The 26,576-nt window shown below is 65.4% G+C and carries 23 protein-coding genes and 1 tRNA gene; 11 read left to right on the top strand and 13 right to left on the bottom strand.

Annotated features, from left to right (window positions below; all coding sequences use genetic code 11):
• Positions 1–11: 11 nt before the first annotated feature.
• The 3 genes from rph to QTI04_RS09725 are packed head-to-tail and all read right to left on the bottom strand — an operon-like array spanning position 12 to position 2,676.
• Positions 12–740: a ribonuclease PH gene (rph, locus tag QTI04_RS09735; protein WP_286601367.1), complete on the bottom strand. Its 729-nt coding sequence runs from the start codon at positions 738–740 to the stop codon at positions 12–14.
• 26 nt (positions 741–766) lie between these two features.
• A complete protein-coding gene (locus QTI04_RS09730) occupies positions 767–1,672 on the bottom strand; it encodes a PP2C family serine/threonine-protein phosphatase (protein ID WP_286615338.1) in 906 nt (301 codons plus the stop codon).
• Positions 1,669–2,676: a serine/threonine-protein kinase gene (locus tag QTI04_RS09725; RefSeq protein WP_286601364.1), complete on the bottom strand. Its 1,008-nt coding sequence runs from the start codon at positions 2,674–2,676 to the stop codon at positions 1,669–1,671. The genes QTI04_RS09730 and QTI04_RS09725 overlap by 4 nt, the downstream gene beginning before the upstream one ends.
• A gap of 89 nt (positions 2,677–2,765) precedes the next feature.
• Here QTI04_RS09725 and QTI04_RS09720 point away from each other — a divergent pair, with 89 nt between their 5' ends.
• The 4 genes from QTI04_RS09720 to QTI04_RS09705 all read left to right on the top strand — a co-directional run bounded on the left by QTI04_RS09720 (position 2,766) and on the right by QTI04_RS09705 (position 6,893).
• Positions 2,766–3,680, top strand: coding sequence for a YicC/YloC family endoribonuclease (locus QTI04_RS09720; protein ID WP_286601362.1), 915 nt, complete (start codon positions 2,766–2,768; stop codon positions 3,678–3,680).
• Positions 3,681–3,691: 11 nt separating this feature from the next.
• Complete coding sequence (gene gmk, locus QTI04_RS09715; RefSeq protein WP_286615336.1) at positions 3,692–4,312, top strand: guanylate kinase; 621 nt, start codon at positions 3,692–3,694, stop codon at positions 4,310–4,312.
• Positions 4,313–4,341: 29 nt separating this feature from the next.
• Entirely contained in the window at positions 4,342–4,545 is a 204-nt protein-coding gene (gene rpoZ / locus QTI04_RS09710) for a DNA-directed RNA polymerase subunit omega (RefSeq protein WP_028249368.1), read from the top strand.
• A 92-nt stretch (positions 4,546–4,637) separates the two neighbouring features.
• Positions 4,638–6,893 carry a bifunctional (p)ppGpp synthetase/guanosine-3',5'-bis(diphosphate) 3'-pyrophosphohydrolase gene (locus QTI04_RS09705; protein ID WP_286601360.1) on the top strand — a complete coding sequence of 752 codons (2,256 nt, stop codon included), beginning with the start codon at positions 4,638–4,640 and terminating at the stop codon, positions 6,891–6,893.
• A gap of 12 nt (positions 6,894–6,905) precedes the next feature.
• Here the strand turns inward: QTI04_RS09705 and greB are convergent, their stop codons facing one another.
• The 7 genes from greB to QTI04_RS09670 all read right to left on the bottom strand — a co-directional run bounded on the left by greB (position 6,906) and on the right by QTI04_RS09670 (position 12,804).
• On the bottom strand, positions 6,906–7,481 hold the full coding sequence (gene greB / locus QTI04_RS09700; RefSeq protein ID WP_286615334.1) for a transcription elongation factor GreB: 576 nt from the start codon (positions 7,479–7,481) through the stop codon (positions 6,906–6,908).
• A 56-nt stretch (positions 7,482–7,537) separates the two neighbouring features.
• Positions 7,538–8,767: an ABC transporter substrate-binding protein gene (locus tag QTI04_RS09695; RefSeq protein WP_286601357.1), complete on the bottom strand. Its 1,230-nt coding sequence runs from the start codon at positions 8,765–8,767 to the stop codon at positions 7,538–7,540.
• Positions 8,768–8,844: 77 nt separating this feature from the next.
• Entirely contained in the window at positions 8,845–9,831 is a 987-nt protein-coding gene (locus QTI04_RS09690; protein ID WP_286601356.1) for a branched-chain amino acid ABC transporter permease, read from the bottom strand.
• Positions 9,832–9,834: 3 nt separating this feature from the next.
• The gene (locus QTI04_RS09685) at positions 9,835–10,704 is read right to left on the bottom strand and encodes a branched-chain amino acid ABC transporter permease (RefSeq protein WP_286615332.1); all 870 of its coding nucleotides are present in this window, start codon (positions 10,702–10,704) and stop codon (positions 9,835–9,837) included.
• A gap of 9 nt (positions 10,705–10,713) precedes the next feature.
• Positions 10,714–11,427 carry an ABC transporter ATP-binding protein gene (locus QTI04_RS09680; protein ID WP_286601351.1) on the bottom strand — a complete coding sequence of 238 codons (714 nt, stop codon included), beginning with the start codon at positions 11,425–11,427 and terminating at the stop codon, positions 10,714–10,716.
• Positions 11,427–12,161, bottom strand: a complete 735-nt coding sequence (locus QTI04_RS09675; RefSeq protein WP_286615330.1) for an ABC transporter ATP-binding protein — start codon at positions 12,159–12,161, stop codon at positions 11,427–11,429. The genes QTI04_RS09680 and QTI04_RS09675 overlap by 1 nt, the downstream gene beginning before the upstream one ends.
• Before the next feature lie 415 nt (positions 12,162–12,576).
• Positions 12,577–12,804 (bottom strand): hypothetical protein, encoded by a 228-nt coding sequence (locus QTI04_RS09670; RefSeq protein WP_286615328.1) that lies wholly within the window; start codon positions 12,802–12,804, stop codon positions 12,577–12,579.
• A gap of 381 nt (positions 12,805–13,185) precedes the next feature.
• Here QTI04_RS09670 and QTI04_RS09665 point away from each other — a divergent pair, with 381 nt between their 5' ends.
• Positions 13,186–14,022: a hypothetical protein gene (locus QTI04_RS09665; protein WP_286615326.1), complete on the top strand. Its 837-nt coding sequence runs from the start codon at positions 13,186–13,188 to the stop codon at positions 14,020–14,022.
• Between the two features lie 87 nt (positions 14,023–14,109).
• Here QTI04_RS09665 and QTI04_RS09660 read toward each other — a convergent pair.
• Positions 14,110–14,186 (bottom strand) — tRNA-Arg (locus tag QTI04_RS09660).
• Positions 14,187–14,526: 340 nt separating this feature from the next.
• Here QTI04_RS09660 and QTI04_RS09655 point away from each other — a divergent pair.
• The 5 genes from QTI04_RS09655 to QTI04_RS09635 are packed head-to-tail and all read left to right on the top strand — an operon-like array spanning position 14,527 to position 21,777.
• Positions 14,527–16,779: an NAD(P)-binding protein gene (locus QTI04_RS09655; RefSeq protein ID WP_286615324.1), complete on the top strand. Its 2,253-nt coding sequence runs from the start codon at positions 14,527–14,529 to the stop codon at positions 16,777–16,779.
• Positions 16,776–17,582 carry a hypothetical protein gene (locus tag QTI04_RS09650; protein ID WP_286615322.1) on the top strand — a complete coding sequence of 269 codons (807 nt, stop codon included), beginning with the start codon at positions 16,776–16,778 and terminating at the stop codon, positions 17,580–17,582. Before QTI04_RS09655 ends, QTI04_RS09650 begins: the two co-directional genes overlap by 4 nt.
• Positions 17,583–17,592: 10 nt before the next feature.
• Positions 17,593–18,657, top strand: a complete 1,065-nt coding sequence (locus QTI04_RS09645) for a polyprenyl synthetase family protein (RefSeq protein ID WP_286601342.1) — start codon at positions 17,593–17,595, stop codon at positions 18,655–18,657.
• A gap of 30 nt (positions 18,658–18,687) precedes the next feature.
• A complete protein-coding gene (locus QTI04_RS09640; protein ID WP_286615321.1) occupies positions 18,688–19,890 on the top strand; it encodes a saccharopine dehydrogenase NADP-binding domain-containing protein in 1,203 nt (400 codons plus the stop codon).
• 15 nt (positions 19,891–19,905) lie between these two features.
• Positions 19,906–21,777 (top strand): hypothetical protein, encoded by a 1,872-nt coding sequence (locus QTI04_RS09635; protein WP_286615319.1) that lies wholly within the window; start codon positions 19,906–19,908, stop codon positions 21,775–21,777.
• A gap of 4 nt (positions 21,778–21,781) precedes the next feature.
• Here QTI04_RS09635 and QTI04_RS09630 read toward each other — a convergent pair whose 3' ends face one another.
• On the bottom strand, positions 21,782–24,847 hold the full coding sequence (locus tag QTI04_RS09630; protein ID WP_286615382.1) for an AAA family ATPase: 3,066 nt from the start codon (positions 24,845–24,847) through the stop codon (positions 21,782–21,784).
• Between QTI04_RS09630 and QTI04_RS09625 the strand changes: the two genes are divergently transcribed.
• On the top strand, positions 24,767–25,156 hold the full coding sequence (locus tag QTI04_RS09625; RefSeq protein ID WP_286615386.1) for a hypothetical protein: 390 nt from the start codon (positions 24,767–24,769) through the stop codon (positions 25,154–25,156). The two genes, QTI04_RS09630 and QTI04_RS09625, sit on opposite strands and share 81 nt — an antisense overlap.
• A 400-nt stretch (positions 25,157–25,556) precedes the next feature.
• Here QTI04_RS09625 and hrcA read toward each other — a convergent pair whose 3' ends face one another.
• On the bottom strand, positions 25,557–26,561 hold the full coding sequence (gene hrcA / locus QTI04_RS09620; protein ID WP_286601339.1) for a heat-inducible transcriptional repressor HrcA: 1,005 nt from the start codon (positions 26,559–26,561) through the stop codon (positions 25,557–25,559).
• Positions 26,562–26,576: the final 15 nt, after the last annotated feature.

The following is a 26,576-nucleotide window of genomic DNA, read 5'->3' as shown; positions in this document are numbered from 1 at the left end:
GCGCGTTTTCTTCAGCTCGAAAGGGCCTGCGTCTGCAAGGCGGTCAATTCGGCGATGCCCTTTTCGGCCAGCGCCAGCAGCGCGTTCATCTCTTCACGCGAGAAGGCAGCACCCTCGGCCGTGCCCTGCACTTCGACGAAATGGCCGGCACCGGTCATCACGACGTTCATGTCGGTATCGCAGGCCGAGTCTTCGGTGTATTCAAGATCGAGCAACGGCGTGCCCTGCACGATGCCCACCGAGATGGCTGCCACGTGGCCGCGAATGGGCGACGCGGGAATCTTGCCTTCCGAAAGCAGCTTGTTGACCGCGTCCTGCGCGGCGACGAAAGCGCCGGTGATGGCCGCCGTCCGCGTGCCGCCGTCGGCCTGCAGCACGTCGCAGTCGAGATGGATGGTGCGCTCGCCCAGCGCCGCGAGGTCGAACACGGCGCGCATCGAGCGTCCGATGAGGCGCTGGATTTCCTGCGTGCGGCCGCTTTGCTTGCCACGGGCGGCTTCGCGATCGCTGCGGGTGTGCGTGGCACGCGGAAGCATGCCGTATTCGGCCGTGACCCAGCCTTCGCCACTGCCTCGCTTGTGCGGCGGAACCTTCTCCTCGACCGATGCCGTGCAAAGCACGCGCGTCTGGCCGAACTCGATCAGAACCGAGCCCTCCGCGTGAATGGTGAAGCCACGCGTGATGCGCACCGGGCGCAACTGATCGGCGGCGCGGCCGCCGCTTCGTACGAAAACTGTCATGGTGAAGAACGAAAAATGAAGAAAAACTAGCCCTTGCGGGCAGCGGAACGCTTGATGGCTTCGTTGATCTCGGCGATGGAACGCTCGATGGCGTCTTCGTCGAGATCGTCGAGTTCGCTGTCCGAAGGCATGCCGGCCTGGATGGTCGAGGCGAACACGCCGTCGCTGATGCTGTCGGTGGAAACACCGCGCTTCTGTCCCGGCTCGTCGGGTGTTTCCCACTCGAGCGCGATCAGCGTCACGTTGTCGCTGTGGGTGCCGCCGTTGCGCAGCGCCATTTCCGCGAGGTCAGGCGCGGAGTCGGAGACCGGTTTGCCGGACGAGAGGATGTGCACGATCACGCTGTCGTCCAGCACGCCCCAAACGCCGTCCGAGCACAGCATGATGCGGTCGCCGCGCTGCAATTGGAGTGGTGCCGACACATCGAACAAGGGCGGCGTGGGCGAGCCCAGGCAGGTCAGCAGCAGGTTGCGGTTGACGGGTTCAGGGCCCGAATTGGCGCGCGGTCGCTCGGCGTGCGAATGGTCGCGGGTGCGGGTGAGGAGTTCGCCATCGCGCACCACATACAGGCGAGAGTCGCCGCAGTGAATCCACGTCGCCGTCGTGCCCTGGATGACGGCAGCTACCACGGTGGTGCGCGGCGTGTCGAGCATGCCCTTGTTGCCCGCGTACCGCATGATCTGCTGGTGCGCCGACATGACCGCCGCAGTCAGGAAGGCCTTGACGTCCTTGACAATGGGCCGGGCTTCGCGCTGGTAGAGCGCCGCGATGGTCTGCAAGGCCAGTTGGGCCGCTACTTCGCCTTCGGGATGTCCGCCCATGCCGTCGGCCAGCACGAACAACCCCGATTCACGCGTGTAGCAATAACCCATGCGATCTTCGTTCTTGAGGCGGCCGCCCTTGCGGCTGACTTGGAATACTGAAAACTTCATGCCGGGCGTGTGGTCGGCGCTGCCGCCTTCGGCAGCCCCTTCTTTTCAAATGAGCGCATGTTGTCGATCGAAAGTCGGACTTTCTCGCCGACGGTGAGCTTGGTGTAGCGGCGTTCGCCTTCGCGGCTGAGCTCCTTCTGCAGCGCAAACACCGATTGCGGGCGCGACAGCGGATCGAGCGACATGCACCACTCGACCACTTCGATCAGGTTGTCCGAATAGATGCCGCGCAGGCGCGAGAGCGACAGGCCGAGGCGATCCTTCTCGATGCGCTGCGGCGCGTCGTTTGGGGGATAACCCTGCATGCACGCGTAGATGCAAGCACCGATGGCGTAAATATCGGTCCACGGCCCCATGGAGGAGTCGCGGCGGTACATCTCGGGCGCGGCAAAGCCGGGCGTGTACATCGGGCGGATGAAGTTGCCTTCCTTGGAGAGCACTTCGCGCGCGGCACCGAAGTCGATCATGACGGCGCGGTCGTCGTCGGTCACGAAGATGTTCGCCGGCTTGATGTCCAGGTGCAGCATCTTGTGCTGGTGCACGATGCGCAAGCCGCGCAGGATCTCGTCGAACAGGGAGCGAATCGTGGACTCGCGGAATACTTTCTGCTTCTTCAGATCGCGCGCGGTGACGATGAAATCCTGCAGGGTCGCGCCCTCCAGGTAGTTCATGACCATGTAGACCGTCTCGTTCTCGCGGAAGAAATTGAGCACGCTCACCACGGAGGCATGCGAGATCTGCGCAAGGGAGCGTCCTTCTTCGAAAAAGCTCTTCAAGCCAAGGCGGTAGAGCGAGAGCTTCTCAGGCGGTACCTGTGGCGCCAGCTCACCGGTGCCGCGCGTCGCCAGCGACGAAGGGAGATACTCCTTGATGGCCACTTGCTGCCCATCGTGGTCGACGGCGAGGTAGACGACGCCGAAACCGCCAGCGGAAAGCCGCCGCACGACGCGATAGCCGCCAATGACCGTATCAGGCAACAGGGGCGAAGGTTTGACCTTTGACATAATCCGGGAGTTTCGCCCGAAGGCGATGGTGCGGCAAGCGAACGCTGTGCCGACGCCACGGTGCGAGCAACAAATCACAGTGAGGCGCAATGCCAGTTTACAGCATGACCGGCTATGCCAGCGGCCAAAGCGGCCCCGCAGGCAGCCACTCCGAAGCCGACGCGCGGCCGCACGCCGCAGCCCGGCTCGGGGTCGAAATCCGCTCGGTCAACAGCCGATTTCTCGACCTGACCTTCAAGCTGCCCGAGGAACTGCGCCAGCACGAACCGGCGCTGCGCGAACTGCTCACAGGGCAGCTCAAGCGCGGCAAGGTCGAGGTGAGAGCGGCGATCGAAAACACCGCCAATGCCGGCATCGGCGAGCCCTCGGCCAAGCTGCTGCAAAGGCTCAACGGCCTGCAGGACAACGTCAAGGCATGGCTTCCGGACGCGCGCGAACTGAGCGTTGCCGACGTGCTGCGGCTTGCCGCCGGCGACACTGCGACCAGGGGCGACTGGGCCCCCGATCTGGCAGAAGTCACCGAAAAGACGCTCAAGGCGCTCCTTTCTGCACGGGAACGTGAAGGCGCCCGCCTCGCCAAGATGCTGCAGGACCACCTCACGCAGCTGCGAGCGCTCGCAACCCAGGCCTTGCCGCTGGTCCCCCAACTCGTCGAGCAGCAGCGCACGCGCTTTCTCGAACGCTGGCAGGAAGCCATGGGCCTGAGCGGTGGCACGCTGCCGGAAGCGGCTCAGGATCGCGCCCTCACGGAGGCCACGGCTTTCGCCATTCGCATCGATGTCGCCGAGGAACTGACGCGCCTGAATTCGCATCTCGATGAAATCGAGCGGCTCGTGAAAAAGGGCGGCGAGATCGGCAAGCGACTGGACTTCCTGATCCAGGAACTCCATCGCGAGGCCAACACCCTGGGCTCGAAGTCGGCAACGCTCGAACTGACGCGCATTGGCGTCGACATGAAGGTCCTGATCGAGCAGATGCGCGAGCAAGTCCAGAACATCGAATAGAGAAGCAGCGAATGGACTATCCCGGCAACATCTTCGTGGTCGCGGCGCCCAGCGGCGCCGGCAAATCGAGCCTGGTCAAGGCCCTCATGGAACTCGACTCCGCGGTGCAACCCTCGGTTTCGCACACCACCCGCCCGCCTCGCGGCCAGGAAAAGCACGGTCGCGAGTACTTCTTTGCATCCCATTCGGAGTTCGATTCCATGGTGGCGGCCGATGCCTTCGTCGAATGGGCGCACGTGCACGGTCAACGCTACGGCACGTCCAAGAAGGCCATCGAGGAGCGCATCGCCCAAGGAGCGGACGTCATCCTCGAAATCGACTTTCAGGGCGCTCTCCAGATCCGAAAGACCTTTTCGAATTCAGTGATGATCTTCATCCTGCCGCCGAGCTGGGAAGAGTTGCGTTCCCGGCTCGAACGCCGCGGGGAAGACAGCGCCGCGATCATTGAACTGAGGCTGAGAAACGCCGCCGAGGAGATGGCCCGCGCCAGCGAATTCGACTTCGTTATAATCAATGAGGTATTTGAGCGCGCACTTTTCGACTTGAAGGCGATAGTCCACGCTCAGCGGCTCCGCTACTCCGCACAGCGCCGCGCGCGTGCAAGCACCTTTGCCGCGCTGAACATCCCCTGATCCGCCCACCCCACCGCCGAAAGATCCTCATGGCCCGCATCACCGTCGAAGATTGCCTGCAACACATTCCGAACCGATTCCAGCTCGTGCTCGCTGCCACCTACCGTGCGCGCATGCTGAGCCAGGGCCATGCTCCCAAGATCGAGAGCAAGAACAAGCCCGGCGTGACCGCCCTGCGCGAAATCGCCGAAGGCAAGATCGGCCTTGAAATGCTGAAGAAGGTTCCCGGCTAAGTTGATGCTCACATGCAACAAGGAAGCACCGTACGCGGTGCTTTTTTTGTGCCTGAATGCGTCCCATTGGCTGGCACGCTAAAGTGGGAGTCATGAGCGCGGTCGTCAAGCCCCAGTTAGAGGCCTCCCCGAGCCCCCGGCCGAGCCCGGCGGCGCTGAATGCGGCCGCCGCCAGCTTCGCGGCGCTGACCGATCGCCTGGACTATCTGGGCGCGGAAGATGTCGAACAAGTCCGCCGCGCCTACCGCTTCGCCGACGAAGCTCATCTGGGACAGTTGCGCAACAGCGGCGAGCCCTACATCACCCATCCGATCGCCGTAGCCGCGCAGTGCGCGGAATGGAAGCTCGACGCGCAGGCCTTGATGGCCGCCCTGCTGCACGACGCGATCGAGGATTGCGGCGTCACCAAGTCGGAGTTGATCGAGCGATTCGGCGCCCCGGTCGCGGAGCTGGTCGACGGTCTCACGAAGCTGGACAAGCTGCGCTTCAACACGCGCGAGGAGAACCAGGCGGAGTCGTTCCGCAAGATGCTTCTCGCCATGGCGCGCGATGTGCGGGTCATCCTGGTCAAGCTGGCGGACCGGACGCACAACATGCGCACGCTGGACGACGCGCCACGCGAGAAATGGGCCCGCATCTCGCGCGAAACTCTCGAGATCTACGCGCCCATCGCCCACCGGCTCGGCCTCAACCAGACTTATCGCGAACTGCAGGACCTGTCGTTTCGCCATCTGCGGCCATGGCGCTACACCATCCTGGCAAAAGCAGTTGCCAAGGCGCGCGGGCGACGACGCGACCTGATCCAGAAGGTGCAGCAGGAGGTCGAAACGGCCTTCTCCGCCGCTGGCATGAGCGTGCGAATCGCCGGGCGCGAGAAGACGCTCTATTCCATCTACCGAAAGATGGACGAAAAGCATCTGAGCTTCGCCCAGGTGACCGACATCTACGGTTTCCGGCTGATCGTGCCAACGGTGATCTCCTGCTACACCGGCCTGGGCATCCTGCACCAGATGTACAAGCCGCTGCCCGGCAAGTTCAAGGACCACATCGCGATTGCCAAGCTCAACGGCTACCAGTCGCTGCACACCACACTGGTGGGCCCTGCGGGCGTGAACGTCGAGTTCCAGCTGCGCACCGAGGCCATGCACGTCGTCGCCGAGTCCGGCGTCGCGGCGCATTGGCTCTACAAGGCCGCGGAGCCTGCGGCGGCAACCACCAGCGAACGACTCGGCGCCAAATGGCTGCAGTCGCTGCTCGACATCCAGGATGAAACGCGCGACGCCGCCGAGTTCTGGGACCACGTCAAGGTCGACCTGTTTCCCGATGCGGTCTACGTGTTCACGCCCAAGAGCCAGATCATGGCGCTGCCGCGCGGCGCGACCGTGGTCGACTTCGCCTATGCGATCCACAGCAACATCGGCGATCACACGTCCGCCGCGCGCATCAATGGCGACCAGGTCCCGCTGCGCACCGAGCTCAAGAACGGCGACGTGGTCGAGATCATCACGGCGCCGGTGTCGACGCCGAATCCCGCGTGGCTCGGCTTCGTTCGAACCGGCCGTGCACGCTCGAAGATTCGCCACTATCTCAAGACTCTCGCCCACGCCGAATCCGAAGGGCTGGGCGAAAAGCTGCTCGCCCAGGCGCTGCGCGCCGAGGGCCTGGGCAATCTGCCGGACGACGACGCGGAACACCAGCAACTCTGGGAAAAGCTGCTGCGATTCACCGGCAACCGCACGCGCTCCGAACTGCTGACCGACATCGGGCTGGGCAAGCGCATCGCCAGCATCGTCGCAAAGCGGCTCATGGCGCTGCTGGCCGAACGCGGCGAAAAGCCCGATGCGCTGATGCTGAGCCGCGAGCGCTTTACCGCGCACGAAGGCGTTTCGCAAGGCGCCGTCACGTTGGACGGGAGCGAAAACTCCTCCGTGCGCTTTGCACTGTGCTGCCGGCCGATTCCGGGCGATTCGATCGTCGGCTACCTCGGCCATGGCGAAGGCCTGGTCGTCCACACCGATGAATGCGGCGTCGGGCAACGCCTGCGCTACAAGGACAGCGAGCGGTTCTTCGCGGTCGAATGGGCCGACGACCCAGTCCGCACCTTCGAGACCGGCGTCATCATCACGGTGCGCAACGACAAGGGCGTGCTGGCGCGCGTCGCAGCGACGCTCGCCGACGCCGAGGCCGACATCACGCACGTGGAAATGGCCGACGAGACGCCGCAGGATTCGACGGATCTTCGTTTCGTGATCGCCGTGCGCGACCGCACGCATCTCGAAGCCGTGCTGCGTGCGGTGCGCCGGACCTCCTCCGTGCTCGCGGCGGCGCGAACCATCCCCGCGCCCTGAACTGGCGGCCGTTCAGGCCGAGCTGGTCGAAGGCGGCGGATAGGTGACCGACAACACCTCGATGTCGTGCACGCCGCCGGGCGTCGCGAGCTTGACCACGTCGCCCTCTCTCGCCTTGAGCAGTGCGCGGGCGATCGGCGAAATCCAGCTGACCTGGGATCGGGCGCTGTCGGCCTCATCGATGCCCAGGATGGTGACTTCGCGCTCCTCACCGGTTTCGTCCGCGTAGCGCACCGTGGAGCCGAAAAACACCTGGTCTCTGCCGTGGTGCACCGAGGGATCGGTGACCTCCGCCACTTCGAGCCGCTGCGTCAGGAAGCGGATTCGGCGATCGATCTCGCGCAGCCGCTTCTTGCCGTAGAGATAGTCGCCGTTCTCCGACCGATCGCCGTTCTTTGCCGCCCAGTGAACCGCCTCGACCACCTTCGGCCGCTCCTCGTCCATGAGATTCAGCAACTCGGCGCGCAGGCGTGCATAGCCCGCGGGCGTCATGTAGTTCTTGCCGCCCGCAGGCAACGGGGGCAGCGCACCGCTCTCACCGCCGTCCTCGTCGTCCGTGTCGCTTTCTTTCGTGAATGCCTTGCTCATTGCTCAACAACCGTCCCATCGCGGGCTCGGAAGCGGTTGTATCACGGGGGGCCGCGTCAATCGGCGGTGCTGACCAGGTCACCGAAGCCTTGCCACTGCGTGCCGGTGAAGCGAGCCAATTGCCCCTGCTTGACGATGAAGAAGTCGGTCGGCGTCGTATTGAGCGACATGCCCGTCAACAGCAGCGGCAACTTCAGGTTCTTGATGTTGGCGGCCTGCTTCATCACGTTTTCGCGCGACAGGTCGTTGCCGGCCTGCTTCAAAATCTGGACCATGGTCTGCGCCGCCAGATAGGCATAGAGGTTGGACGCGTCCTTCGGATCACCCTCGCGGTAGTAGCGGCCCATGAAGGCGCGCCATTCCAGCATTGCGGGGTCGTCCTTCCATTGCGGATCGTTCGGATCCTTGTAGTACTGCATGGTGAGCAGGCCCGTCGATTTGTCGAGCCCGGCCGGCGTGAGCACGGAACCCACCGAGGCTGCGACGTTGTTGACGATGTGCAGCGGCTTCCAACCCGAGTCGAAGGCCTTGCGGATGGCCTGCGCCCCGAACTTGGGCGTGGTGATGTTGATGAAGGTGTCTGCGCCGGAGCCCTGCAGGGTGACGATTTGCGAATCGACGGTGGGATCCGTCACCTCGTACGTGGCCTCGGCAACGATCATCTTGGCGCCTTTCGCCCCCAGGCCGTCCTTGACGCCCTTGAGCACGTCCTTGCCGTAGTCGTCGTTCTGATAAAGGATCGCGATCTTCGCGTTGGGCTTTTCCTTCAGCAGGTACTTGGCGTACATGATTCCCTCGGCCTGGTAGCTCAGGTTGAAGCCGAGCGTCCAGGGGAAGTTCTTGGGGTCGGCCCATTTCGTCGCGCCGGTGGCGAGCAGCAGGTGTGGCACCTTCTTGGCGTTGACGTACTTGTGAATCGCCGAGTTGCTCGGCGTGCCCAGCGTCTGGAACAGCGCGAGCACTTCGTCCTGCTCGACCAGCTTGCGCACCTGCTCGACGGTCTTCGGCGGGCTGTACCCATCGTCCAGGCTGATCAGGGTGATCTTGCGGCCGTTGATGCCGCCGTTCTCGTTGATCATCTTGAAGTAGGCCTGCTGGAGCTTGCCGATCGTCCCGTAGGCCGAGGCCGGTCCGCTGTAGGGCATGGTCTGGCCGAGCTTGATTTCGGTGTCGGAGGCGCCGGGGCCGTATTTCTTCTGTGCGGTGGCTGGTGCGGCGACGACGGCCAAGGCGACCGCCGCTGCGCCGGCGAGCAAGGTTGCACGACGGTCTGGACTGAACTTCATGATGTGTCTCCTTCAATGTCATCGAACACAAATCGGACCGGCCTGCGGGCCGGGAACCGGACGAGAACACGAACTTCTCAGCGTCTGCGCCTTTGAAATCGACCGAAGAGGATGCGGATCAAACCGGCCACGCCGCCCGGCATGACATACATGAACACGATGAGGAACACGCCGTAGATCGCCCAAGGCGCGGCCTTCGAGATCTGGTCGGCGACATTCGGAATGAACTGGATGAACACAGCCCCGAAGATCGCGCCCTGGATCGACGCCAGCCCGCCGATCACGATGCCCACCACGAGCGTGATCGACAGGAAGATGTTGAATGAATCCGGTGCGACGAACTGGATCACGATCGCTCCCAAGGCTCCGGCGATGCCGGTGTACATCGCCGAGACGCCGAAAGTCAACGACTTGACCATGGCGGTGTTGACGCCCATCGCCTGTGCCGCGATCGGCTGGTCGCGGATGGCAACCATCGCCCGCCCCATGCGGCCGCGCAGCAGGTTCCAACCGATGACGAACAGCAACAGCAGGCAAGCCAGCACGACGAAATACAGCCATTGGTCCTGCGTCAACCCTGTCCACTCCGGGGCCTCGGGCTTCACGATGACGATGCCTTGCGCGCCGCCGGTCCAATGCTCGAGGTGCTTGTACTTGAGGATCTGCGGCATCGCCACGCCGAGGGCAAAGGTGGCCAGCGCCAGGTAGAGACCTTCCAGGCGAAGCGCCGGCAAGCCGAACAGGAAGCCCGCCAGCAGGCACACCGCGCCGGCGACCGGCACGGTCAGCCAGTAGGGCACGCCGAACTTGTCCATGAGGATTGCCGCAACGTAGGCGCCGATCGCATAGAAGGCGCCGTGGCCGAGCGAGATCTGGCCGTTGTAGCCCGTCAGCATGTTCAGGCCCAGCAACGCGATGGCGTAGACCAGCGCGAGCGTGAACTGGAAGACCCGGTAGTTGCTGACCAGGAATGGGAGCGCACACGCGATGACGAGCAGGAGCAGCAGTCCCGCAAGCCGCGCCTTACCCGATGTGGCGCCGATCGGTTCGTTGGGTATGGCCATGGTTCAGACCCGCGTGATGTGGACCTTGCCGAACAAGCCGGACGGCCGGATCACGAGCACGCCGACGATCAGCACCAATGCGACCGTCAGCTTCAGCTCGGTGCCGAGGATGGCCCCGACCAGGTTCTCCAGCACGCCGACGATGAAGCCGCCGAGCACCGCGCCGCCCGGACTGTCGATGCCGCCGAGCAACGCCGCGGCAAAGGAATACAGCAGGATGCCGGCCATCATGTTCGGCTCGAGGAACACAGTGGGCGCGACCATGATGCCGGCGATCGATCCGATGGCCGCCGCCAGTCCCCAGCCGAGCGCCAGCATCCAGCCGACGCGGATGCCCACCAGCCGGCTCGATTCCGGGTTCTGCGCGGCCGCACGCATCGCCAGGCCTAGCGGCGTGAAACGGAAGAACACGAAGACGAGCGCCAGCACCGTCAGCGTGATGCCGATGGAGCCCAGTTCGTGCGAGGACACGTACGAATTGCCAAACAGCGGGTCGGTGGGGAACGGGCTCGGGAAAGGCTTGATCGTGTACGTGAAGATCCACCCCGCCAGGCTGTTGAGGATCACCAGCAGGCCGATGAACACGATCACGACCGACAGGATGGGCGCGTTCTCCACCGGTTGCACGATGATTCGCTCGATCAGCACGCCGAGCACGAAGGCGACACCCACCGTGATGAAGAACGCCCCCCAGTACGGCACGCCGGCCTGGATGAGGCTCCACGCGATGTAGGTGGAGAACATCGCCATTTCGCCCTGCGCGAAATTCACCAGGTGCGTGGCCTGGTAGATCATCACCAACGCCAGTGCCACGCTCGCATAGATGCCGCCCGTCGCAAGACCGGAGAGCACTTGATGGAGCAGGACGTTCATATGGGGGGGCTAGTAGCCGAGGTACGAACGCCGCACCGCCTCATCGCTACGGATGGCCTCGGCGGTGCCCGAGATCACGACGCGGCCGGTTTCCAGCAGGTAGGCCTGGTCGGCCAGGTTCAACGCCAGCGCCGCGTTCTGCTCCACCAGCAGCATGCTGACGCGGTCGCGCCGATTGATCTCGCGGAAGATCTCGAAAAGCTCCTGCACGATGCGCGGCGCGAGCCCGAAGGAAGGCTCGTCGAGCAAAAGCAGGCGCGGCCGCAGCATCAGCGCACGCGACACGGCCAGCATCTGCTGTTCGCCGCCCGACAAGGTTCCGGCTTGCTGGCGCCTGCGCTCCCTCAAACGCGGAAAGTAGTCGTAGACGCGCTCGAAGTCTGCGGCCACCTCCGACTTGTCGCGCCGCGTGTAGGCGCCCAGGCGCAGGTTCTCGTCGACGCTCAGGTTCACGAAGGTGCCGCGGCCGTCAGGCACGTGGGCCACACCCATGCGGACGATGCCTTCGGTCGAGCGTCCGTCGATGCGCGTCGCCGCGAAGACGATCTCGCCCTGCGTCTTCACCATGCCGCAGACAGCGCGCAGGGTCGTGGTCTTGCCCGCGCCGTTCGCTCCGAGGATGGTGGTGATGCCGCCCTCCTCCACGCCGAAGTCCATGCCGTGCAGGACCTTGCTCGGACCGTACTGCGCGTGCAGGCCGCGCACTTCGAGCAGCGCGGCCATCAGGCCTGGCCCCCCAGATAGGCGCGGATTACCTCGGCGTCGGCCTGCACCTCGGCCGGCGTTCCATCGGCAATGATGCGGCCGAAGTCCAGCGCAACCACCTTGTCCGACACCCGCATCACGAGGTTCATGTGGTGCTCGACGAGCAGCATCGTGAGCTTGAGCCGGTCACGCACCTGCCGCAGCAGTTCCATGAGGTTGCCGACCTCCTCGTGGTTGAGGCCGCCGGCGGGTTCGTCGAGCAGCAGCAACTTCGGCTGGCTGGCCAGGGCACGCGCCAGTTCGACGCGCTTCTGGGTACCGAACGGCAGATCCATCACCCGGGTGTCGGCGACGCTCTGCAGATCCAGCAGATCGATGAGCTGGTCGGCATGCGCCCCCAGCGCCTGCTCTTCGCGCCGCACCCACGGCAGACGCATCGCATTCGCGAAGAATCCGCTGCGCGTTCGGCAATGCCCGCCGAGCAGGATATTCTGTCGCACCGTCATGGTCCGGAACAGCGCCAGGTTCTGGAAAGTGCGCCCGATGCCGAGCGCCGCGATGCCATGGGCCGGCGTGGCGACCAGCGAACGGTCTTCGAAAAGAATGCGCCCCTCGCTGAATGCGTAGAGCCGGGAGAGGCAGTTGAAGAGCGTCGTCTTGCCCGCACCGTTGGGGCCGATCAGCCCGACGATGTGCCCGGTCGAGACCGAAAACGACACCTTGTCGAGGGCCGTGATCCCGCCGAAGCGCACGGTGACGCCATCGACACGGAGCAGTTCAGCACGGTTGGCAGGCGAGACGATGTTCGACTCCTTGCGCGGTGGGTCAGCGGCCGGTGTCGGACGATCTTGGCTGCCTGAAATGAAAGCTCGATGCCGACGGATACATCAAGATACCGAGCTTTGAAATATTTCGAAGCGGGCTTTACCCTTGCTGTCACATAGGTGACGGCATGAGAGAAGGTGGGCAAGAATTCCCCCTCCCGACTCACTCGGTTGGCTGGAGATTCGGGCTCTCAGGATCGAACGGCCTCGGAAGGCTCGGTTCGTCGCTATCGGGCTTTTGCGGGTTCGGCTCGTTCTGACCCGGCACCGGCTCTGGTGGGGGCTCGTCCTTGCCGGGTATCGGCAGGTCGCGTTTGCGCACTGCGCGACCTCGACGGAAGCTTCAACTCGCCTGTTCTGGCGAGGGATCCGATGACTGCTGTTCCTGGGGAGGTGCCTCTTGCTGGCTTTGCGGGATCTCGTCCGATACGGCCAGCCCACGCTTGCCCAGATCCGCGCGCGAGGTGCCTCTCACGAGATGGCGCGGTATGTGATGGGTCTTCTTCAACTGGGCCAGGGCCTCGCTTCGAGCGGGCTCGGATGCCGGCAGGAACATGTGCAATGAACTCATCGTGATCGTCCCCATGAGCGCCAGGCTGTGAACGCCGCCGGCCTGTGTCGGCTGGGCCTATGCATCGACGTCCCAAGCGGCCCCTGGCGTGGCCGCCGCGCATTATCCCGCGGGCACGGTGCGACCGCGGACGCGGCCACTTCCTCAGTAGTGTTGCTGCGGCCATCGCTCCCCTCAGCATTTCTTGGCTACCAGATTCAGGCGCAGTCTTACAAGTGGCGCGCACGCACCGTAGGAGAAAGGCGTCCGATGTGTCTGTCGCGACCTGCTGGGGTGCCGTATTCCTCATTGACTGGCCGCCTGCGAGTTCTACCCTTCAAGGGCTCCGCGTGCCGCTCCGCCAGGAGCGGGTTTCTCAACCGATCTCCAAAGGAGTCCAGCATGTATGCGACCACCGCGAATTCGGTATGGCCCGCCAAGTGGCCGGTGACGGTGCAAGCCGTTGCCTACGCGCAAGTGGGGGACTTCTTCAAGATGTTCGTTCAGCACCGAGAGTCCGACTTCGTTGCCTGTGAGTTCTGCCGAACGATGAACAGCCTCGATGCGGTTCGTTGCGCAACCTGTGGTGGATCGCTGACCCCGCCCAGCGACGAAGCGCCGTCGCCCGAACCAGTGAAGGCGGCCAGGACTTCGTCCTCCGACGCCCGTGCATTGCGCAGCGTTTTGACCATGGTGGTGATACCGCCGCTGCTCTTGTTCATCAGTTTCGCCGCATGGCACCAGTTGCAGTTCGAGAACCATGAGCCTCCCGCGACCTTGGCCAAGCCAGTCCCCGCGCCTGCTGCAGGCGCGGCGCTGAACCCCATCGCGGTGGTCTCTCCACAGCAAAAAATCGTGTCGGACCTATTGGCCAGCAAGAACATCACCATCGGGCACGAGCAAGCGGGGCGCGTCGCGTTGCCGGCCGTTCCGCCTGAAGTGCAGGCACAGGCGCCCGAACAGGAAAGCAGCGACCGCGCATCGAACGTTGGGGTGCCGGTGCCGCTCCCCCGCGCGGCGAAGTCGGCTCCGGGCCGCACCAAGGAGGCTGCGGTCGGATCGGCCCGTCACAGCCAGGACCTTCTGGCGGGGTGCAGCACCAAGGGCTTCCTGGCACGCGCCGTGTGCGTCAACAACCGCTGCGCGGAGCCCGGGGCCGCACGTCTCGGCCAATGCCGCGAAGCGGTGCGCCAGCGCCGCATCGATGAGGCGCGCCGCAATCCGATGTTGATGGGGTGAGCGGCGACGGGCCTGCGTGCACGCGCGAAAGGATCCGCCAAAGAAAAATGGCCTAGAGGTCGAAAACCTCTAGGCCATTTTGAAGAGTGGTGCGGCTGGCAGGAATTGAACCCACGACCCCTTGGTTCGTAGCCAAGTACTCTATCCAACTGAGCTACAGCCGCACAGCTTGCGAGTATAGCATGCATTTTGGACCTGCTTCCAGTCGTCCAATTTTCATGCACCTCGAACGGCGCGTGAAGGCTCAACGCTGCAACCGTCTCAGGGACGTGACGCCCCCACGCCTTGTGCCCTCCCCTGCGTTGATGACGCGCGACGTTTCGTCGATCCGGAACTGCCCAAAAATGCAACAGCGTGCAAGAATGCGACGCCGAATTACACAGCGGCCGCAGATTCAAGCCCCTCCAGGCGCAATCCTGCACGCAGACCCAAGGCTAATTCGATTCGGCGTCTACGAAAGGTGCGCCAAGTGGAATCTCTTGCCTCTCACACGGCAGTCACGTCATGACAGCGCCGATCCGCGTGGCCATCGTGGGTGGCGGATGCGCCGGCATCGCGACGGCGTGGCAGATCAGTGAATTCGTGGCGCTGAGCAAGGCGCAGGCCAAGACCGATCGCAAAGCTGGCATGGGCAACGGCGACTGCACCGACTTCAAGATCACTGTCTACGAACAGAGTTGGCGCCTCGGCGGCAAGGGCGCGTCGGGACGGGACAGCTCGGGCCGCATCCGGGAGCACGGCCTGCACATCTGGCTCGGCTTCTACGAAAACGCCTTCGCCATGATGCGCCACTGCTACGACGAGGTGCGCAAGGCCCCGTGGGGGCCGGTGTGCAACGACGATAAGGCCCGTCAGCCGCTGCCACACGAGTCCTTCGACGACGCCTTCTTTCCGGAGCCGCACATTGGAGTGGCGACCAAGAGCCGCAGCGGGCAATGGGAGGCCTGGTCGGGCATGCTGCCGCCGATGAAGGGGCTGCCTGGCACCGAGCTCGACGATCGCACCAATCCCTTCACGCTGGCCGGCTACCTCGCGCGCTGCATCGGACTGAGCAAGGCGCTGATACACAGCGTGGTTGCGCCGCCTTCCGGCGTGTCACCCAAGGGCTCGCGTTCGACGCTCGACGAGTCGATCGAGCTCGACTTCGGCTTCGACGCGGTGCGTTCGCCCGGCGTGGTGATCGACCGCATGGCGAAGCTGCTGCGCGTTGGCACGCTGACCACGGCCGCGGGCGTGCTTCAAGGCGCAACCATCCTCGAGAACTGGCTGCGTGAGCGCGATCCCGCGCCGCAATTCACTTCGACGGTGCTGGCCTTCATCGAGGCACTGGCCGCGCAGACGCGACGGCAGCTCACCGATCTCGTCGGCATCGACGAGCCGCTTCGCCGCAAGACCGAGATCATCGATCTGATCATGACGATCGTCGTCGGGCTGTACCGCGACCGGGTGCTGTTCGACTCGCGCGGCCTCGACGCGATCAATCACATCGACTGCAAGGACTGGCTCATCAAGCACGGCGCGATGCGCAGCTCGGTCGAGTCGCCCTTCGTCACCGGCCTGTACGACCTCGCGTTCTGCTACCGCGAGGGCGATCGCAGCAAGCCCGCGCTCGCGGCGGGACAAGCCTTGCGCGGCGCGTTGCGCATGTTCTTCACTTACCGGGGTGCGCTGTTCTGGCGCATGCGTTCGGGCATGGGAGACACGGTGTTCGCGCCGCTGTACCGGGTGCTCAAGGACCGGGGCGTGGACTTCAAGTTCATGCACCAGCTCGAAGACATCCGCTTCGTCGGCGAGCCCCTCAAGGGCGAGCCCGTGCACGTCGCCAGCATGCGCTTCGAAACCCCGGGCAGCGCGGCGGGCCTCGCCGGCTTCGAGCCTCTCGACGACGCCGGATGCTGGTACCACGAGCGGCCGGCGCAGTTCGCACAGGCGGACACGTCGTCCGTCACGCTGAACTACGACAAGGAATTCGACGTGGTCGTGTTCGCCATGGGCATCGACGACTTCCGTGTCATCTGCCAGCGCGACAAGGACGGCCTGTTCAAGAAACTGAAGCGCTGGAACGAGATGCAGAAGCACGTCAAGACCGTGGGCACGCAGGCAGCGCAGGTCTGGCTCGACACGAGTGTCGAGGACCTCGGCTGGCGTCGCGGCTCGGCGCTGGTGTCGGCGCTAGAGGACCCCTTCGAGTCATGGGCCGACATGACGCACACCTTCGCCGCGGAGCGCGCGTGGCGCGTGCAGATGGGCAAGAAGCCGGACGCCGACGCGACCCGATCGGTCTCCTATTTCGTCGGCCTGCTGAGCGATGCCGACATCAAGGCAAAGGAATACAACGCCACGGAGATCGAGGCCATGGTGCGCGACAACCTTCAGGAGCTGCTCGTCAAGCGCGTCGAGCCGCTGTGGCCGGACGCGTTCATGAGGGATGACAAGGGCAATCTCGAGAGCACGCCCCTCGACCACCTCGTCGACGAGAAGGGCCAGCTTCTAGGTTCCGAGGGCCTGAAGGCGCAGCACGTGCAGGCCAACTTCCTTGGCTCCGACCGCTACACGCTCGCGCTGCCCGGGTCGCTCGAACATCGCATTTCGCCGCTCGACGCGTCGGTGATCAACATGACCATCGCCGGCGACTGGACGGAGTGCGGCTTCAACGAAGGCTGTATCGAGGCGGCCGTGATGTCGGGCATGCTCGCCTCGCACGCCATCTGCGGCTTTCCCGCGCTCGAGGACATCGTGGGGTACGACCATCCATGAAACAAGATGCCAACGGTCGCTGGGTCCGCGAAGAGCCCGAGGCGCTCGGGCCCAACCGCGCATTCGGCGGCTACTACCGCAGCGCCGATCGACAGGTCCGCGGCAAGCTCCTGCGCGGCGTTCCGCTGCAGACCACCGAGGACGCCGTGGTTGCCGCGGTGCAGATGGGCTATCGCGTCGTCGACTCGCAGATCGACCGCGGCATGCGCGTTGCGCGGCGCCTGCGCAGCGCGGCCGAGCGGCAGGGCAGCGGGGACCCGGGCCAGATGCTCGACTCGGCAGAGCGGCTGGCGAGCAAGGCGCTGCTCGCCGGGCTTCAATGGCTCGAGGATTCGGCCGCCGAGCCGGGCAGCCCGGTCAAGCGACTGCTCTCGGCCGAATACCGCATGGTCGGTTCCATCTTCGGCCTGAACAAGGACGACGAAAAGGCCAACGACGGCGAGCGCAAGCGCGGCAAGGCGGGCAAGGACTCTCCGCGTCCTCCCAAAGAGGACATCCAGCCGCCCGCCGCGGTGCCCTTCGCGGTGTCGGTGCTGCACGTGTCCGGCAGCGCCAAACGGGCGGTGACCGTCTGCAGCCTGAGCCTTGCCGACGGCTCACTGGCGGGCGAAGTCGAGCTGGCCTTCTACCACCTCAAGGACGCATCGACGAAGGTACTCACGGGCTGGCTGTCGGCGGTCGCCGCCGACAAGCTGCGGCTGCGGATCGAGACCGACAAGGAGCATCCGCCCGGCCGCTGGCGCGCCGCAGTCTGCCGTCAACCCGATGACGAGCAGGTCGGCGTGATCGAGATCGAGCTCTGAGGACACGGCAATGGGCTTCAACGACACGCGCAAGTTTGCCGACCCCGAAGCCGACGACCGGCTCGTCAACGAGATGTTCGCCCAGTACGGCGAGCTCACGCGCAAGCACCTGCGCGCCTACCTGCCCGAAACCGAGCCCGGCAGCTACCTGCACGAGCTGATCGCCGACTACCCGCAGCGCGGCGGCAAGATGCTGCGCCCGAGCCTGTGCATCGCCTCGGCCTGCGCCTTCGGGGCGACGGCCGACGACGCGGTCGCATCGGCCGTCGCCATCGAGTTGCTGCACAACGCGCTGCTGATCCACGACGACATCGAGGACGACAGCGACGAGCGCCGCGGCACGCCGACCTTGCATGCGCTACACGGATTGCCACTGGCGCTCAACGCGGGCGACGCGCTGGGCCTGCTGAGCCTGCGACCGCTGAAGGACAACGTGCGCCGCCTCGGCCTCACGCTCGCGATGCGCATCTTCGAGGAAACCGAGCGCATGGCGTGGGAGACCACCGAGGGGCAGGCGCTGGAGCTCGGCTGGCGTCGCGACAACCGCAGCGACGTCGACGACGAGGGCTATCTCACGATGGTGCTCAAGAAGACCTGCTGGCTGACCACGATCCATCCGTTGCGCATCGGCTGCCTGATCGGGACGCGCGGGCGCGCACCGCTCGACCCTCTCATCCGCCTCGGCTTCTTCTTCGGCGCCGCGTTCCAGATCCAGGACGATCTGCTCAACCTCGAGCCGGGCGCCGACTACGGCAAGGAGCTGGCGGGCGACCTTCTCGAAGGCAAGCGCACGCTGATGCTGATCCATGCGATGCGCAAGGCGACGGCCGCCGAGCGCGGTCGGCTGCAGCGCTTCCTGGCGCGGCCGCGGGCCCGCCGCACGCCGGCGGAGGTCGCGTGGGTGCGCGCGCTCTTCGACAAGACCGGCGCCATGGAGCATGCACGGCAGGTGGCGCGCGGCCTCGCGGGCGCCGCGCTGCACGAGTTCGAAGGGGCGTTCCACGGCAGGCCGGAAGGCCGCGACCTGCAGTTCGTTCGGGCGCTGATCACATGGGTGCTGCGGCGCCTGCATTGACTGACGACGTTTGTCTTGGAGGGACAGCCGATGGCCAATCGATTCCTGCTCTATGGGGCTACGGGCTATTCGGGCCGACTGATCGCGGCCGAGGCGGCGCGCCGCTGGGGCAACCGTACGAAGACCCATCGCCCCTGCGAGCTGGTGCTCGCCAGTCGCGACCGGCGCGCGCTGGCGGAGCTGGCCGAAGACCTCCAGCTCGACTACCGCGCCTTCAGCCTCGACCATCGCGAGTCGGTGGTGCGCGCGCTCAATGGCTTCGACGTGCTCATCAACGCGGCCGGTCCCTTCGACCAGACGGCAGAGCGCCTCGCCAAGTCGGCGCTCGACGCTGGATGCCATTACGTCGACATCAACGGCGAGGTCGACGTCTACAAGCGCCTCGACGACCTGCACTACTTTGCGCAGAGCCGCGGGTTGGCGCTGGTGTGCGGCGCGGGCCATACCGCGACCTTGTCGGACCTCATGCTCGACACCGCGCTCCACGACCTTCAAGGCAACGGCCTGGCGGACGAACTCGGCATAGCGCGCATCGCCGTCGCGCGCATGAAGTACCTCTCGCGCGGCAGTGCCCGCACCATGATGCGCATGGTGCGGGAGCAGGTCACCGTCGCGCGGGGCGTACCGGACAGCAAGAGTCCGCGGCTCGTGCTGTCGCATGCGCCGGTCGGCAAACTCGAACGCAGTTTTGATTTCGGCAGCGGCGAGCCGAAGCACGGCAGCGGGTTGCGCATCGCCTCGGCCGCGAACCTCATCGACACGCTCACGGCGCGCCATACGGCTGAACGCCGCAAAGTCAGGCTCGAACGCATCGAGTCGTACATCGAGATGCCGACCACGATGCGCCTCGCCTACCACGCGGCAGCGGTCGGGGCCGTCGGCTACCAGCTGCCGATCCTGCGCGAACTCACGCGCTGGCAGATCGACATGCTGCCAGAGGGCCCCGACGCGAAGGAGCGCGCGGACAATTCGCATCGCGTCGTGCTGCAGATCGAAGACCGCTACCGCCAACTCGTCGTCGACTGGTGCATCGTCACCGGCGACCCCTACGAGCTGACGGCGCGGCTCGCCCTCGCCGTCGCGCGCAAGGTCGCCGAGGCCGAGTCGCCCGGTGGATGGCTGACCCCCGCCGATGTGCTTGGCCTGTGGCAACCGCTCATCGACCAGGGACTGGACAGTCCGCTGATGGGCTGCCGAACCGAGCGCCGGTCGAAGGCCGTCGCTCACACCTAGCCAAGCGAGGGCGCCATGTCACATTCGTTCTGGATTGCCACGATGCCGTTGGACCCCGCGAGCCTGCAGGGTCAGGCGCGCTCGGCCGACCTCGCGTTGCGCGCTGCCATCGATGCCGGCAGGGCCGGGGCGCTGGCGGTCGAAATCATTCGCGATGATCAGGCGCAGGGGCGGCTGGCGCTCCTGTTGTCCGTCGCCGACGATCTGGCTTCGCCGACCCAGTTCACGTGCTGGCTCGCCTACTCGAACGACCCGGGCTGGTGCAACCGCTTCTGCGCGTTCGGCATTCCGATGCTGGAGGCTCACATCGAGTTGAGCGGCGGGCATCTGAAAGTGCATGCCGCTGTCTATCCGACGCGCGTCGGCTTGAACCCGGTGGTCTTGTCCGATCAACCGCTCATCGAGATCCAGGGCGTCGATCCGGGCCCCTATGGCAAATCCGACCCGGAGAGTTCACCGAAGCCTTGGTACGCGCAGTTCCTGAGCGCGCCCGATGTTGCGCAGCAGACGCGCGACGTGCTGACGCGGCCGGCGCCCTGGGAGGTGCAGCGCAGCGACCTTCGGTCGCCGGCCAGGAACGAGGCAGCCATCAAGGTCCAGGCCGCCGCCTATCCCGATCTCGCCGCGATCATCGAGGCGCAGGGTGCGATGCCTGCGTTGGCGGCGCTCTCGGCGGGCAGACTGGTCGACTCGGCCCAGTCGATTCTTCGCGACAGCGAGGTGCCGCAGCCCTCCCACGGTGTCGAGCCGCCGTCGAAGAGCGTTCCCCCCCAGCGCCAGACGTCCGACAGCGTGTTCGGCCGGCCAAGATTTCGCTTCGAGGAAGTCGAGATCGTCGGCTTTCGATTGGAACTGCCCGAACGGACACTGCCCAAGCTCCAGGCGCTCGCCGACGCCCTGAACTTCCATCGGAAGCTGAGCGGCATCCGCACTGACTTCAGCTATCGCGTTTCGACACCGACCGTCGTGATCGAGTTGCTGCGCTACGGCAGGATGCGGTCGCTCGAGCCGCTGGCGCCGCTGCAGAGCGATGACTCCATGGCGCAGCACGAACTCATCGTGAGGCTGCTGGTGGGCAAGGTCGACGACGACGGCTCGCAGGCGCGCGACGCAGCGCAGTATGTGCCCGCGATCTTCGTCGACAACCCGTGGTCGAAATACGTCGGCCGCGAGATGCAGGGCTTCAAGAAGGAGATCGCTGAGTTCTGCATCGACGAACGGCCGACGCCGGACGATCAGCATGACTTCCACCCCGTCGGCAGGGACGGCAAGCGGCCGGGCGAGGAAAAGGCCGAGCCGCTGACCAGTATCGTCCGTGTGCGCGTGCCGCCGAGCTTCGAACATGTCGACGATTCGCAGCCCAAGGCGCTGCTCGACATCCAGTACCCCGCGGGCGGCATCGACGACGACCGCTTCGATCGCGTCGATATCGACGCCATCCTGAACAGCTCGGTATTCACCAGTTCGCGCTGGCGGCAGGTCGACTTCAGCGATGTCGACTTTCGCCGGTCGTTCGCGCGCCAGGCTATGAAAGAGGGCTTTAATCGCTACCGCAGCGTGCAGGTCACGCCGGTCGACGGCCGCGACCTGCCGAAGACGTGGATCAACGGCGGCTTTACGCTGAAGGACGTCCAGGCGCAGTTCCCCATTGGCGTCGCTGTCCTCAAGCTCGGAGCCAAAGGTGTGGACGAGGATGAAGGGGACGAAGGTGTGGACGACGACGAAGCTGTGGACGGGGACGAAGGCGTGGACAAGGACGACGGCTGGTTTCGATTGTGCAAGCTCCTGAAGAGCGAAAACATGCTCGAGATCAGCCTGCCGACCGGCGACTGGTACCGCCTCAAGTGCTCGATGGACCTGAGCATCCAGAACGGACTGGACTGGTGAGGCCTCAGCGCGCCAGGGCAGTCGTCGTCGATTCGATCGCGTCGAGGCAGCGGCTCGCGCCGAGCAGCGCCGTGCTGGCCCAACCCTGGTCGATCGGGCAAGGCGCCCGCGCTTCGAGCACATGCCATGCGGCCAGGTCGCGGTGCGGGTCGTCGGAACTCAAGCCACGGCGTCGCAGCAGCGTGAGCACCGCGCGCAGCGCGAGCGTGGCCGCGCCCTGCTGTACGGCGACGCGACGGGCCTCGGCGAGGAGCAGCTCTGCGCGCGCGTCAGAGCTTTCGAGCTCGGCCGCCAATATCAACAGTTCGGCTTCGAGGTAGACCTCGCCGGTCGAGCGCACGCTTCGCAGGCCTTCGGCGAGCGCGGCCTGCGCGCCGGCGGCATCGCCAATCTGTCGCAGGCCGAGCGCGAGGCCCCACAGGAAGAAGGGCACGGCTGCCTGGGCACCGGCCGCGAGGTACGCGCCCATGGCCTGGCGCAGGCCGCTCACGGCTTCGGGCGACGGGCCGAGCGCCGCCGCGGCGATCGACTGCTGCATCAGACCGCACACCAGCCAGGTGCCAAAGCCGTGGCGAGTGCCGAGCTCGACGCTCACGGCGGCGTGCTGCATCGCCTCGGCGTGGCGGCGCTGCACGTTCAACTGCTGCGCGATGAAGCAGTTCGCGTAGGCCTTGTCGAAGGGGCGGCCGAGGCGTTCGACGTGCTCGATCGCCAGCGCCACGCTACGGTCGGCACCGGCGCCGTCGCCGCGCAGCCAGCACACCATGCCCAGGATCGACAGCGCCGCGGTGCCCGCATCCTGCACCGACGGGTAGCGGAAGCGTTCGCCCTGGTGCTGGCGATAGAGCGACGCGCACTGCTCCAGCGCCTGCTGCGCCACTTCGAGCTGGCCGCGGTACATGTCGGTGTAGCCGCGCACGGTGAGCGCCTCGATCATGAATTCGGGGCGTGCCGAGCGGTCGGCCGTCTCGACGCAAAGCGAGGACATCTCGTCCGCGATGTTCTGCTCGTTGCGCACGAAGTAGAAGGTCGCGAGCCCGCGCACGACCGGAAAGGTGATGGCCGGGTCCGTGTCGTCGCGGCACAGCTCGCGCGCCGCGCGGTAGGTGGCCTCGACCTCGGGCGAAGCGTAGCCCTGTGTCGCGGCAATCGCCACGCCGAGCTGTACCCGGAGCTGGAGTTCGTACTGCGTGCGCACGCGCGGATCCGTGAGCTTGTCGAGCAGCGCGAGCGCGCTGCGGCTGTGGCTCGCGGATTCGAGGTAGGCCGCGCGTTCCGACGCCTGCACGCCCGCGGTGATCAGGCAGCCGATCGCTTCCTCGAAGCGCAGCGCCGCGGCCAGATGCTGCGCGACGACGTCGGGCGCAGACTCGGGCAGGCCGTCGAAATGCTGAACCAGCAGTTGCGCCACGTGCGCGTGCAGCCGCTGACGTTCGGTGCGCAGCAACGTCTGGTAGACCGCGTCATGGATCAGCGCATGGCTGAAGCGCATCGGGCCGCTGCGCACGTCGAAGTTCTGCACTAGCAGGCCCGCATCGACCAGCCGCGCGATGGCGTCGGGCAATTCGCGGCGGCGCTCGGGCACCAGTTCACTGAGCAGCGGCAGCGCAAAGTCGCGGCCGATCACGGACGCGGCCTGGATGATCGACTTGATATCGCTCCAGCGATCGAGGCGGGCTTCGATGCTCGCCTGGATGATCGGCGGCACGGCGTGGTCGCGGTTCGCACCGGCGCTCGCGCGCTCCGTGCGCGTGGCTGCATCGAACTCGCCCTGACACAGCTCCTCGAGATAAAGCGGAACGCCCTCCGCACGCGCGATGATGCGTTCGATCATCGGCGCGGGCAGCGCATCGGCCCGCGTCAACGAGCGGATCATCGCGGCGGCGGTCTCGTCGTCGAGTGCGCCGAGCGCAACGCTGTTCGAGTTCGGCAATTCGATCGCGACGGTGCCGCGCAAGGTCGCGACCAGCAGCGCCGGCAAGTCGACGAGGCGCTCGCACAGGCGCTGGATGACCAGCAGCGTCGACGCATCGGCCCAATGGACGTCTTCGCACAGCATGAAAAGCGGGGCGTCGCCGGCCATCGACGCCAGCAGATCGACCAACAGCGTGATCGTGCGTTCGCGCACGCGTTCGGCGCTTTCCTCGGAGGCGTCCTCGTCGACCGCGGCGAGCCCGAAGATCGGGCTCAGGTAGCGCAGCGCGTTCGGGATGAGCGCGTCGTCGAGTTGTTTCCTTTGCAGCAACTCGCTGGCGCGGCGCAGCCGTTCGGCATCGGTGTCCTGCGGCCGTATGCCTGCGAGCCGGCGCATCAGCACGCTGACCGGATAGAGCGGCGTATTCTGCGTGCGCGGCGTGCAGTCGATTTCCACCAGCGTGGCGCTGTCGCGTTGCGCGCGGCGGCGCACGGTCCGGGCCAGCCGCGACTTGCCGATGCCGGCGTTGCCGCTGATGACGACGGCGCCGCCGTGGCGCTCGCGGGCGCGGTTCCACGCGTCGGCCAGCAGGGCCAGCGGCGCTTCGCGTCCGACCAGTTCATGCGACGAGCCCGAGCCGCGGCGTGCCTCGAAGGTTGATGCGATCTGTGTCTCGGCCACGGCGAGCCAGGCGCGCTCGCCACCATCGAAGCCCTTGAGGTCGAGCCTTCCGAGGTCACGGCACTCGAAGAAGCGGCCGACGGCGCGGCGCGTGCTGTCGGCGATGACGACGCCGTTTTGCGGCGCCGTCGCCGCGAGGCGCGCGGCCAGGTGCGGCACCGAGCCGACCACCGATTGTTCCTTGACCACGGCCTCGTCGATGAGGTCGCCGAAGACCACCGTGCCCGACGCGATGCCCACGCGCAACGCGAGCGAGATGCCAGGCAGCGCCTCCCCCGTGCTGATGGCGCTGACCAGCGCGAGACCCGCGCGCACCGCCGATTCGGTGGCATCCTCACTGGCCTCGGGCAGCCCGAAGGACAGGAAGGCGCCGTCGCCCACGAAGCGGATCAGATGGCCGTCGTGGTGGCGCGCCACCAGGTCGACCTGCTCGCGAAACCAGCGGAATACACGCCGCAGGTCTTCGAGATCGATACGATTGGCGAGCGCGGTCGAATGGACAAGGTCGCAGAAGACGAAAGTCCCATAGCGGAGTTCGACCGTGGATTCCGACGCCGCATCCGCGGCACCGCCTCGAAGCCGGCGTCCGCAGCAGTCGCAGAAGCTCGCGTCATCGCGATTAGTGCGCTGGCATTGTCGGCATTGGAGCGGCATGGCGCATACGGAGAATTGTCAGTAAGAGTTTCTCCTTACATCCTCGCTCAAGTTGCGCGCCCTGTCGAGGGGCGCACCGGGCTGCGCTGCCGTGCCGGCTTCCAGAATAGGCGCGTCGTCGCGGATTGACGACGAAATCGCTGTGGTAGGCCGTGTTGGACTTGAACCAACGACCAAAGGATTCAGGTTTGTATAGGTTTCCCTATTCCCTGGACTATCTCACCACCCTCGCCCGGATTTCTCCGTTCGTTCGGGTGCCGGGCGCTCGAGGAATGCTTATCGGACTGGCTCCTCGCACTCTAGTCTCTGCACCTTCTCACTTACCGATCTTGCGATCTGCCTTCAGTGAGCTTGGCTCAGGATTGCCGGGTCAACAACTGACTGACGGTTTCCCTGAATTCACCCGGTTTTTCCACCATCGTTTTCACGGTGGGGTCACCATTTCGATGAGTCCTCTGCTCTAACCAACTGAGCTAACGGCCCACTGCGACGCATTCTATAGCGCTGCACGCGAGCGCCGACGAGGCCCCTACTTGCGGTGACTCAACGCGTTGGTGACCAGTTTCGACGTGATGTCGACGATCTGGATCATTCGCTCGTACGGCATGCGCGTGGGGCCGATGACGCCAAGCGTTCCGACCACCTGTCCGTCGACCTCGTAGTTCGCGCTCACGATCGACAGGTCATCGAAAGGCACTACCTGGCTCTCGCCGCCGATGAAGATGCGCACGCCCTCCGCCTGGCTCGATACATCTAGCAGGCGCATCAGCTGCGCCTTTTGTTCGAACAGCTCGAACGCGCGTCGCAGATGGCTCATGTCGCTGGAAAAATCGGTCACGGCCAGCAGGTTGCGCTCGCCGGCGATCACGACTTCGTCCTGCGCCTCGGTGAGTACTTCGGAACTCACCTGCACTGCCGCCTGCATCAGCGCCGCGATCTCGCCGCGCAATTGCTCGACCTCCGACTGGAGGCGGTCCCGCACCTGCTCGATCGACAGGCCGGCGTAATGGGAATTGATGTAGTTCGACGCCTCGACCAGCTGCGACTGCGAATAGTCGGCTTCCGGAAAAATGACCCTGTTTTGCACATCGCCGTCGGGCGACACGATGATCACGAGCAGACGGCGATCGGACAGCCGCAGGAATTCGATCTGGCGGAACACCGATGCGCGCCGCGGCGCCATCACGACGCCCACGAACTGCGACAGGTTCGACAGCAGGTTTGCGGCGTTCGCGATCACTTTCTGCGGCTGATCGGGCGCGAGGCTTGGCGTGGAGAACTGCTCGCGCTGCGCGGTCAGCATGGTGTCGACGAAAAGCCGATAGCCGCGCGCCGTCGGAATACGTCCTGCCGACGTGTGCGGGCTGGCGATGAGGCCGAGGCCTTCGAGGTCGGACATCACGTTGCGGATCGTCGCAGGGGAGAGATCCAGGCCCGATGCACGCGACAAGGTGCGCGAGCCCACAGGTTGCCCTTCGGCGATATAGCGCTCGACGAGAGTCTTTAGCAGCAACTTGGCGCGGTCGTCCAGCATCGGGCAATTTTAATG

Source organism: Variovorax sp. J22R115, from assembly GCF_030317005.1.
GTDB lineage: Bacteria > Pseudomonadota > Gammaproteobacteria > Burkholderiales > Burkholderiaceae_C > Variovorax.
Note: the sequence above shows the minus strand (reverse complement) of the source record. Positions and strands in the feature narration are given on the sequence as shown.